The following is an 11,315-nucleotide window of genomic DNA, read 5'->3' on the forward strand; positions in this document are numbered from 1 at the left end:
TCCTCTTTTTCGGTGGGGGAAGAAGGAGAGCTAGCCCGTGTTGTGTTCCGGTCTGGGGGGAGACGGGGGCGATGCCTGCTCACAGGGGGCCCACCCGCTCCCCCCGCCGATCCGGTTCAGGGTCAGTGGATCCGGTTCAGGGTCAGTAGGGGTGGGCCGTCCTGGCCGTCCTCCTGCCCCGCTTGGTCTTCACCACGACCCGCAGCTTGGTCGTGTGCCGGCCGTTGCCGTCCCGGCCGATGATCCGGCCGAAGTCGTGCTCGTAGATCCGGCCTTCGCGGCCACCGGTGTTGGGCCTGCTCTTGCCCTTCTTGATGGTGGTGTGGATGAGGTACTTGACCTCCTTGACGTTACGCGAGCGGAAGCGGCTCTTGCCCGCGATCCGGCTGCCCGCACCGTGCCCGCCGAGGATGTGCGGCAGGTCGATCTGGCAGGAGTTGCGGTTGTGCGCGACCACCCAGTCGTCGCCGGAGCGGACGCTGTAGGTGTGCTGGTCGCCGATGGTGAGGTTGACGACCAGCTGGTCGGGGACCTCGCCCAGGTCGGTCACCCGGGTGACGGTGATCGGGGTGCCGGCCGGAGTCACCAGGGCGTCGCCGACGCGCACCTCGGCGGCGTCCGTCCAGCCCCGGCCGTGCACCCAGACCGGGTGCTCGGCGGTGGCGCGCAGCGCCTGACCCGCGTCGGTGCCCTGACCCGCGTCGGTACCCGGCTGCGCCCCGGTGCCCCGGCCCGTCTCGGCGCTGCGGTCCGCGGCGGTCTCGATGTCGACCAGGTGCTTGGTGCCGTACCCGTAGATGACCGACAGGACCGGCTCGGGCCGGGTCTCGCCGGTGGCCGGATCGGTGGACAGCACCTGGTCGCCGACCTGCACCGCGCCGATCGGCAGCTGTCCGCCGTCGCCCATGAGCACCGGGGTGTCGGGGGCGAAGGAGTTGCAGCCGGTGCGGCGGAACACGGACCGGGCGCGGGAGGCGAACCTCCTGGTCCGGCTGGCGGCGCGGGTCGCGCGCGCGGCGGTGAAGCCGGCGCGCACCGCGGTGTTGGCGCCGACCAGGCCGGCCGCGGCGGTGACGCCCATTTCGGCGGCCTTGCGCCAGTTGCCGGTGGCCGCGTACGAGACCGCCGAGATGCCGGCGGCCACCGAGCCGATCGGGCCGGGGATGTACGACGCCACCTCGGCGACCTTGGCGACGACGTGCACCGTCTTCTTGAGCCACTTGGGCATGCCCCAGTTGCCGTCGAGGTCGGTGCAGTTGACCGGGTCGCCGGTGCAGTAGTCGTACGGGCTCGCGTTGCCGCCCGGCATCGGGTCGACCTGGAGGAAGCGGCCGAGGGCCGGGCTGTACAGGCGTGCGCCCATCAGGACGTCGCCGTCCTGGGCCTCGGCGGAGCGCTGCTTGCCGCCGAGCCAGCCGTAGCGGACGGCGGCCTGGCCGTCCTGCGGGATGCCGAACTCGTCGAAGTCCAGCACCACCGGCTTGGTCAGCGCCGGGTCGGTGGTGAGGACCACCGAGCCGAACAGGTCGGTCAGTTGGAGCTGGACGTCGCCGGACTTGCCGGTGGTGGCCACCAGGTCGGAGTCAGGGCCGGAGACGTTGCGGGTGACGGTGCCCTGGGTGGTGTCCTCGACCGTCCAGCGGACCTCGTCGGAGTCGTCGCCGTAGTGGTTCAGCTTCGACGTGGCGTTGGCCCAGGTGCCGTCGGCCTGCTTCTTGCCGGTGGTGAACGCGGTGAAGCGGTGGGCGGCGTCCAGGGCCCACTGCTGCTTGGTGTCCCCCTTCTCCTGGGCGGCGACCTTGTCGTTCGCCCAGTAGGTGTTGGCGGAGCCGGTCGCGGTCTTCACCGTGCGCCCGAAGGCGTCGTAGGCGAAGGCCGGGTCGGTGAGCCGGTCGGCGCTGTCGTAGGTGTGGTTCTCCGCGACGGCCCCGGTGGTGCCGCAGGTGCCGTCGAGGGCCGAGGGCAGGGTGGTCTTCGACAGCCGGTTGGAGTGGCCGTCGAACGCGTACTGCCGGGTGACGCAGCCGCTGGTGGTGGTCGACTGGCGGGCCTTCACCAGGCGGCCGAGCCGGTCGTACTCGTAGCTGCGGGTGGCGGTGGAGCTGGTGTTCCTGGCCACCTGGCCCTGGGTGGAGACGTCACTGGTCTGCGCCCAGACCACGGAGTTGTCCGAACTGCGGGTGTAGGTACGGCCGGTGGCCTCACCGACGGCGTTGAAGGTGTCCTTCCGGACGATCCCGCCGGGGTAGGTCTGCTCCACCAGCTGGCCGTCCGGGCCGTAGGTGGCGGTGAACTCGCCCGCGACGCTGTCGTTGACCGAGGTGACCAGGCCGCGCGGCTCCTTCGCGCGGTCGTAGGTGTACGTGGTGGACCCGGTCGGGTCGCTCACCTTCACCGGCTTGCCGAACCGGTCGAACTCCGTGGTGGTGGTGCCACCGTCGGCGTCCGTGTACGAGACCAGGCGGCCCAGCGCGTCCATGACGCGGGTGAGCGACTTGCCGCCCGCCGTGGTCCGCACCGCGTCGCCCGTCGCCGGGTCGTACTCGGTGGTGACCGGCGGCAGCGGCAGACCCTCGTCCGAGCTGATCTCGGTGGAGACGACCCGGTCCGCGGCGTCGTAGCCGATGACGGTCCTGCGGGACTTGCCCGCGTTGGTCTCGGTGGTCTCCTCCGGTTCGCCGAACGGCGAGTAGCGGGTGACCCGCTTGACCGGGAGCGTGGTCGGCATCCGGGTCGGGTCCGCCCCGGTGACCGCGCCGCCCGGCAGGGTGGCGCACGGGCTGCCGGCCCACTCCGGACGGTTGCCGCACAGGGCGTCGTCCGGGTTGGCCCCGGCGGTGTAGAACACCGACTTGACGGTGCCCGCGTCGTTTCCGGTCGAGCCCGGCTTGCGGGACTCGACGGCTCGGCCGGCGGCGTCGTGCTTCACGTACGCGGTCAGCTTGGCGCCGAGCGCGTCGGTGGTGACCGAGGTCGCGGCCTTCACCGACCAGCCGGAGGTGCCGCCGATCGGCGCGTCGTAGCCGGTCCTGGTGACGCGCAGTTCGACGTCGTCGGCGTAGCCGTCGATGCGGGCGCCGTCGGTGGCGGTGGTGACCAGGTGGTAGGCCCGGCCGTCTGGCTTGCCCTCGTCGTAGGTGTTGGTGTTGTGGTCCCGGGCGACGACCGGGGTGCCGGCCGGGAGGGTCGGGTTGAGCGTGGTCTTGGTCAGGGTGACCCGGTCCAGGCCCGCCTGGTAGTACGGCGCGACGGCGGCCGGGTTCTTCCCGGTGACGGTGAGCCGCAGCTCGTGGTCGCCGCGGGCGAGCCGGACCGTCCCGCCGGCCGTGTAGGCGGTGCTGGTGACGCTCGGGCCGTAGCCGTCGAAGGTGCCGCCGACGTTCCGGCCGTCGAGCGACAGCTGGACGATGCCGTAGTCGGGCGCCTTCGTCAGCAGGGCGCCGAGCTGGTACTCGCCCTCCTCGGGTACCGAGACCCGGAAGGAGGCGTTGTCCCCGACCTCGTTGGCGGCGAGGAAGACCTGCCCGCCGCCGGACCAGCCGGCCCCCGCGCAGCACTGCGCGAGCGTCTGCACCCGCACCGGGTCGGTCGCGCCCAGCTGGACCAGGCTCTCGCCCTCGGCCGTGGAGGTCGCGGGCGCGCTCTGGCCCTCGACCTGTTCGGCGAGCGAGGCGCGGTAGACCGGGCCGAGGGTGTCGACGACGTCGAGGCCGTCCGTGGAGAAGACCGTCCGGTGGTCCAGCAGCCGGGCGCGGGAGGCGGAGTCGGCCGGCAGGCCCAGTTCCGCGACGAGGCGCTCGGATTCCGGGTGGGTGCCGAGCGCGATCGCGCGGTCCGTCGCCTCCAGGGTGCGGACGGGGTGGCCGTAGCGGTCGTACTCCTGGGTGTCGATGTCACCGCCGGGGGTGACGGACGGGCTGGCCGTGTTGACCTCGTTGCCGGAGGCGTTGAGGTAGTGCACGCCGGCCGGCCGGTAGCCGTCCGGTCCGGGCTTGGCGGCCGAGGCGGTGCCGGTGCCCGGGTCGTCCTCGGGGCCGAACACGGCGGTGGCGTCGGTCGGCGCGTCGGTCTGCGCCCACTTGGCCACGTCCGTGCCCGCCAGGTCGTACGGACCGCCGGCGCCGCGGGTCAGCGGCACGTCGTAGACGACGGCCGTCGCGGTCTCGCCGACGACCTGGTCCTTGGAGCCCTGCGCCAGCGCGGCGCGCCGCACCTTGAGCAGGCGGCCCGGATCCTGGTCGGCCGCGGCCCTGCCGTAGTCGAAGTCCCACGGCAGGTCCCCGGCCGGGGAGATCCGGGTGACCCGGCCCGCGTCGTCGTAGCCGTACGCCGTCTTCAACGGCTGGGCCAGGCGGGGGTCCCAGACCTGGACGAGGCGGCCGCGGTCGTCGTACAGGTAGTGCGCGACCTCGACGGCCTCCTGCTTGGCCGTCACGGGGTTCCACGACCAGACCTTGACCGCCTTCACCCGGTCGGTGAAGTCGCCGGGGGCACCGGCGGCGGCCGTCGTGCTGGCCGCGTAGTCGTAGTCGGTGACCTCGCAACCGCGCGGCAGCGGGTCCACGGCGCAGCCGTTGGCGTCGTCCACGCCCGGTTCCACGGGCGCGATCACCCGCTTGACCAGCGCGCGCCGGTCGGTGGAGTCGTAGACGTACCGGGTGGTCGACGCGGCGTCCGGGCCGGTGGAGGACTGCACGGTGTACACGTCGGAGTCGCCCTGGCGGGCGAACACCGTGGTGGAGCCGTCCAGCTCGGTCAGCGTGTAGGCACCGCCGGTCGCCTTGAGGCCGAGGTGCTCGGCACCGGGCTCGGGGTAGAGCGTGCCGTCCTGCGCCCGGGCGAAGGTGACCGAGGTGTCGTCGGTGGCCTTGAGCACCGCGGCGTCGGAGCTCGGGAAGGCGAGCGAGACGTACTCGGCCGCCTCGCCCTGCGCCCCGCCGGCCCACTGCGGACCGAACGGTGCGACCAGCTCGCGCACCGACATGCCGTCGAAGTAGACGGGCTTGTCGGCGTTGTCCGAGTGCCCGTTGTAGAGCCGGACCTGCGCCTCGGTGGCGTCCGCGGCGAGCGTGACGTCGGTGGTGAGCTCCGCCCAGGCGTCGGTGTACGGCGCCTTGCGCGAGACGGTCGTGGTGAGCGCCCCGGCCTTGCCGTGGACGACCACGATCCGCATGCCGCGGTCGTCGTACCCGGCGGTCAGGCCGGTCGAGGACGGCACGTAGACCCAGGCCTTGACCCGGTAGGTGTGGCCGGGCTTCATGCCCAGCTGCAGGCCGCCCGAGCCGCCGAGCAGGGCGTAGGTGTCACCGGACTTGTTGGCGTCCGGCAGCACCTTGAGCGAGTCGGTCGAGGAGCCCTGGCCCCGGTCGGTGGCGCGCAGCGCGGTGCCGGGGGTCGCCAGGAAGCCGGTGGTGTCGGTGGACACCTGCTGCTGGTTCGCGGTCAGCCGCTCGCCCTGCTCCTGCCAGCCGCGGTCGGTGCCGCGCGAGGAGGAGGAGCGCTTGGTGGCGATGCCGAACTCGTCGGTGTCCGTGACGTCGACCGAGTAGTCGCCGGTCAGGAGGTTGACGGAGCCCGGCCCGACCGGGGTGCCGGCCGCGCCGTCGGCGTTGGGGTCGGCGGTGAAGGTCGACCAGGCCGTCGGGTACGCGGGGTCGGAGTCCTTGTCGGTGTAGAGCAGCGCGCGCACCTGCACGACGCCGCCGACCTGGCCGAGCGACTCCAGTACCGACCAGTTGGCGTGGGTGCCGAGGTCGGCCAGCCGCGGCCGGGCGCCGGTGACCGGCGTGTTGTCGGCCTTGGCGAGGTGGGCCGCCGGGACGTCGAACTCGGTGGCACCGGGGCCGCGGCGGTACTGCCAGGTGACCCGGGTGAACTGGCTCTGGGCGTCGACCGCGAGCTTGACCCGCTTCGCGGCCTGGGTGCCGTCCACCGGCGAGGTCACGCCCGCCTTGCCGACCCGGAAGGTGTAGACGGCCGGGTCGGAGAGGTTGTCGGCCCGGTCCTTCGTCTGCACCTTGAGGACGTGCGTGCCGTCGGTCGGCGGGGTGATCGAGGCGGTGGTCGCCCCGGTCGCGTCCACCGTCGTCGGCGACTTGCCGTCCAGGGTGTAGAGGTAGCCGATCACGTCGTCGGTGCCGGCCGGCGGGGTCAGCGTGAAGCGCCCGGCCTGGCCCGAGGCGCCGTGCCAGGCCTCGTCCGACGGGTAGTCGGGCGAGGTGACGAAGGGCGCGCCGGGCTTGGTGGTGTCGGCGACGACGACCACGTCCTTGGGCGCCCACGGGGAGTTGTCGGTGCCGTCCCAGAGCCGGGCGCCCATCGAGTAGGTGACGCCCTCGTCGAGCTTCGCGATCCCGAAGTCGGCCGGCTTCACCTGGGCGTAACTGCCGTTCGGGACCTCCTTGTAGACGCGCTTGACGAAGACGCCGGCGCGGTACAGGTCGAAGTCGGCGCCGACCCGGCCGCCGCCGTCGGGATCACTGGCCAGCACCTGGAAGGTGGGCGTGGCCGAGGAGGTGTAGCGGGGGTTGCCCTGGCGGGCCGGGAACACGTCCACCGCCGGCGGGGCCGTCGGGACCGTGTTGTACGTGACCGACAGATAGGGCGGGTTGGAGCCCTCGGCGGAGTCGAAGCGCTTCCACGAGTACGGGCTGGTCTCGGTGGAGGCGCGCAGGCCCAGGGCGTTGTTGGTGTAGCCGTTGTCCGACCACGCGGTGACCAGGCTCGTCACGTCCTGACCGGCCCAGGCGTTGCCGCAGCCGGCGGCCTCGTTGCCGGTGGTGGTGTTGCTGGTGGCCCACATCTTGTTCCAGCCCGGCTGGTTGGTCCAGCGGGTGGCGGTGGACGCCAGGCCGGTGTCCCAGACCTCCCAGGACCACGGCTCGCAGGACCACGAGTGGAACATGTAGAGGTTGAGCTTCGCCGAGAGGATGTGCTTGCCGTGGTACGGCCCCTCCGGGAAGTGCAGGAACGACCGGGCGACCTGGCCGCTGCCGTTGTTGCCGAGTTTCAGCTCCGGCGAGGAGGACTGGTCGGTGCCGTAGCCCTGCTGGACGAAGGTGTCGAAGGACGGCCCGACGGTGAGCGCCGGATCGATCGTCACCGGGTAGCTGGTCGCCGGGTCGGTGAGGAAGCCCGCTTCCGGGGTGAAGACCAGCTCGGCGTCGGAGCCGGAGCCGCGCAGTTCCATGGCCACCGGCGCACGGTGGTGGTGTTCCTGCGAGTTCGGGTCGACCCTCGCGTCCCACATCACCGGGGCGGGGATCTTCGCCTGGACCTTGCCGGACGGACGCTCGGTCAGCTCGATCGAGCCGTCGTCCTTGCGGACCGCGTCCAGGCCGCTGGTGTCGATCGGGAGGGTGATCGTGCCGGCCTGCGAGACCGCCGAGCGGTCCTTGACGATCAGGAACTGCTCGAAGCCGGTCCGGGTGGCCTCCAGGACGAGGTCCACGCCAGGTCGAGCGTCGGCGTAGGTCGCCTTGCTGCCCTCCAGCTTCGGCTTGGGCAGCCGGCCGAGCCAGCCGAACTGCACCTGCTGCTCGCCGGTGCCGATCTTGACCAGCTCGCGCTCGGCGGGCTTGGCGGGGGCCGGCTCGGCGGGCTTGGCGAACGGCGTGGACTGCGCCGGGGTGGCCTCGGGCGTGGGTGCGCCGACGGGCGGGCGGGTCTCGCTGCGGTCGGCGCGGGCGGCGACCGGGGCCGCCGGGGCTGCCGGGGCCGCGGGGACGACCGGGTCACCGGTCTTCACCGAGGCGTCGCCGCCGGCGAACGTCAGGCCCTCCGGGTGGACCTTCGGTGCGACCTTGCCGTCCGAGGTCTCGACCAGCGTGGTGTCGACCGGGACCCAGGCCTCGCCGACCTTCACCCGGACCGGTCCGGTCGCGGTGTCCTGGGTCAGGGTGCCCTCGGGGTTGGCCCAGAGGGTGGTGGTGGCGGTCCGAGCCCCGGTGACCTCGACCCGGTGGCCGTTCAGCCGCGCGGCCAGCAGTGCCGACGTGGCGTCCGGCGCCTCGTTGACCGGCGCGGTGGTGGGCGCGGCGGCCGACGCCTTGGTGCCTGCGGGTGCGGCGTAGGCCTCTGAGGTCATCGCGTCGAGCGCGACCCCGGTCTCGACCAGCATCGCGAGCGCCGCTATGACGGCTGTTCGCCGCAGTCTGCGCGTGGTGAAGGCCCCGCCCCCGAACTCGGGCGAGGCCTGCTTCCTCGATGGCAAGAGAGTTATCTCCGTGAATAGTGATGGTAAAGAATGCGCTGCCCTCCAAAGATCGCAGAGCCGTTCGACCCGGAAGACCAGATTGGATATCGAATCGGCAAAGCCTGCACATTGATCGTCCCTTATGTCCGAATATCAACAGGGATCGGCGACTCTGCGTCAGTTGGCCATCAGGAGAGTTGATTTGTTCGCTCACGAAACAGGATTCCGTGCCGATCCCGAACGTCGTTCCGGGGGTCTCGAAGTCCCGGGTCCGCTCATGAATCCCGCACGAGCGCGCGGTTCGACGGAGCCGCGGTTGCGCGCGATGCGGAAGTACCCGACCGCGGCGGGGAGGATGGGTGCATGGACATCCGGCAGCTGGAGTACTTCCTCGCGATCGTGGACCACGGGGGTTTCAACCGGGCCGCCGCAGCCCTCTACGTGTCACAGCCCGCGCTGTCGCAGGCCGTACGAGCGCTGGAGCGGGACCTGGGCGGGAGCCTGTTCCACCGGATCGGTCGTCGGGCGGTGCTCACCGAGGCGGGAACGGCGTTGATCGAGCCGGCGAGAGCCGCCGTACGCGGTATGGAGACGGCCCGGGCCAGTGTCGCGGCCGTGCACGAGCTGCGGGACGGACGTCTGGACATCGCCGCCATGCCGTCCCAGGCGGTCGAGCCGCTGACCACGATGATCCGGGCGTTCAGCAGTCGCCACCCCGGCGTGTCGGTGAGCATCCGGGCCGCCTTCACCTCGCGCGACGTCATCGACCTGGTGCGCACCGGCGCCTCCGAACTGGGCCTGCTGGCCACCGCCGGGCCGCTGAGCGACAAGGAGGTCGCCTCGCACGACGTCGGTGAACAGCGCTTCGTGCTGGTCACCCCGCCCGACGGGCCGTTCCGCGCGGACCGGCCGGTGCGCTGCGAGGAACTGGCCGGGCAGCGGCTGATCGTCGGGCAGCGTGGCACGGGCATGCGCGCCTACGTCGACGAACTGCGCGAGCGCGGCATCGACCTCACCCTCGCGGTCGAGACCGAGCACCGGGTCGCGATCCTGCCCCTCGTGCTCGCGGGGGTCGGACTCGCGGTGGTCACCGATTCGTGGCGCACGACGGCCGAACGGGCGGGCGCCCTGGTCCTGGACATCGAGCCGAGGACGACGCTGCGGATCGCGCTCGTCAGCCGGCGCGCGGAACAGTCCCCGGCCGCGCGGGCCTTCGTGTCCTGCGCGCTCGACGCCGTCCGGAGCTGATCCGACACTGACCGGTACCGATCCGGCGCTGATCCGGTACCGATCCGGCGCTGATAAGGCCACCTTATGAGGCAGATCGGCAGAGCGTCTTGGACGGTCCGGCCGTCCGGTTGCTGCAATCGGCACATGACCCACCACCACATCGCCCTGATACCCGGTGACGGCATCGGAACCGAGGTCCTGCCCTGCGCCCGGCAGGTCCTGGACGCGGTCGCCGCCCGCCACGGCATCGGCCTCACCTACACCTCGTACGACTGGTCCTGCGAACGGTACGTCCGGGAGGGCGCGATGATGCCCGAGGACGGCCTCGACCGGCTGCGGGACGAGGGCGCGATCCTGCTCGGCGCGGTCGGCCACCCCGGTGTGCCGGACCACGTCTCGCTGTGGGGGCTGCTCATCCCGATCCGGCGCGCCTTCCGGCAGTACGTCAACCTGCGGCCGATCCGGGTCTTCGAGGGCGTCGAGAGCCCCGTGCGCGGCGCGCTGGCGGGCGAGGTGGACTTCGTCGTCGTGCGGGAGAACGTCGAGGGCGAGTACAGCGAGATCGGCGGCCGGCTCAACCGGGGGCTACCCGAGGAGATGGCCGTGCAGGAGTCCGTGTTCACCCGCGCAGGGGTGATCCGGGTGCTCGACTACGCCTTCGAGCTGGCCGCCCGGCGCGGCGGCAGGCTCACCTCGGCCACCAAGTCCAACGGCATCGTGCACACCCTGCCCTTCTGGGACGAACTGGTCGCCGAGCGCGGCGCCGCCCACCCCGAGGTCGGCTGGGACCAGGAGCACATCGACGCGCTGGCCGCCAAGTTCGTCCTCGACCCTGCGCGCTTCGACGTGGTCGTCGCCTCCAACCTCTTCGGCGACATCCTCAGCGACCTCGCCGCGGCCGTGGCCGGTTCCATCGGCATCGCGCCGGCCGCCAACCTCAACCCCGGGCGTGACTTCCCCTCCATGTTCGAGCCGGTGCACGGCTCCGCCCCCGACATCGCCGGCCGCAACACCGCCAACCCGGTCGGCGCGATCTGGTCGGCGGCCATGATGCTCGACCACCTCGGCCATCCCCGGGCGGCCCGGGACATCACCGACGCCGTCGCCGCCGTCCTCTCTAGGACGGACGAACGTACCCCCGACCTCGGCGGCAGCGCCACGACCACCGGATTCACCGAGAAGCTCCTCGAACTGCTCTGACCGGCACCCCCGGCCGGGCCGCGCGCCGGGAACACGGCCTGGACGTCGAACGGGTCAACCGGATCCTGCGTACGGGGACGTCCGAGCCCTGAGGCGCACCGGTTCTCGGCGACGGCGGAGATCGTCGTCGACGACGCCTACGGGTGGGTGTTCTTGGTGTTGGGCTGGGTCTTCTGGTTGTAGATCTCCTTGCCGTTCGCGTCGAAGGCGTGGACGTAGGGGCTCGCGGGGAAGGACTTCGGGTCGGTGGAGCCGGCGGGGACGGCCGCCGTGTAGGCGAACGCACCGTCCGCCATCACGACCGGGTACTGCGTCCGGTCGTCGCCGAAGCTGACGGTGACCTTGGCGACCTCGGACGTGTAGTGCCCGGCGCCCACCGAGAGGACCTGCCCCTCACCGGCCCGGGTGCTGAAACTGTCGAAGAACTCGATCAGGTGACCGGCGCCCCACAGACGGTCGTTGATGAACGTCGCGGGCACGGACTTGCTCCTGCCTTTGTCGCCCTTCGACTCGCACTGCACGTACTGCTTCGCGGAGTTGACGGCGACGACGACACCGTCGGTCTCCTGCGCGGCGACGGGAGCGCGGACCGCGATCACCGCGTGGTACTGCGACGCCTCGGAACCCAGGCAGGAGGCCAGGATCCTGGCGACCGCCCCGGCCTCGATCGGAACCGTCTTCGTGCTGATGA

The 11,315-nt window shown here is 71.9% G+C and carries 3 protein-coding genes and 1 pseudogene; 2 read left to right on the plus strand and 2 right to left on the minus strand.

What is annotated here, in order from left to right; translation table 11 throughout:
* Window positions 1–142 precede the first annotated feature (142 nt).
* Entirely contained in the window at window positions 143–8,212 is an 8,070-nt protein-coding gene (locus ACZ58X_RS12485) for a DNRLRE domain-containing protein (RefSeq protein ID WP_470333637.1), read from the minus strand.
* A gap of 345 nt (window positions 8,213–8,557) precedes the next feature.
* On the opposite strand from ACZ58X_RS12485, the gene ACZ58X_RS12490 reads away from it, so the two are divergent.
* On the plus strand, window positions 8,558–9,442 hold the full coding sequence (locus tag ACZ58X_RS12490) for a LysR family transcriptional regulator (protein WP_470333638.1): 885 nt from the start codon (window positions 8,558–8,560) through the stop codon (window positions 9,440–9,442).
* Between the two features lie 126 nt (window positions 9,443–9,568).
* Entirely contained in the window at window positions 9,569–10,624 is a 1,056-nt protein-coding gene (locus ACZ58X_RS12495; protein ID WP_470333639.1) for a tartrate dehydrogenase, read from the plus strand.
* A 137-nt stretch (window positions 10,625–10,761) separates the two neighbouring features.
* Here the strand turns inward: ACZ58X_RS12495 and ACZ58X_RS12500 are convergent.
* Window positions 10,762–11,315: pseudogene (locus ACZ58X_RS12500) on the minus strand (hypothetical protein); the annotation flags it as partial.

It is taken from the genome of Kitasatospora sp. NPDC040550 (assembly GCF_055594965.1).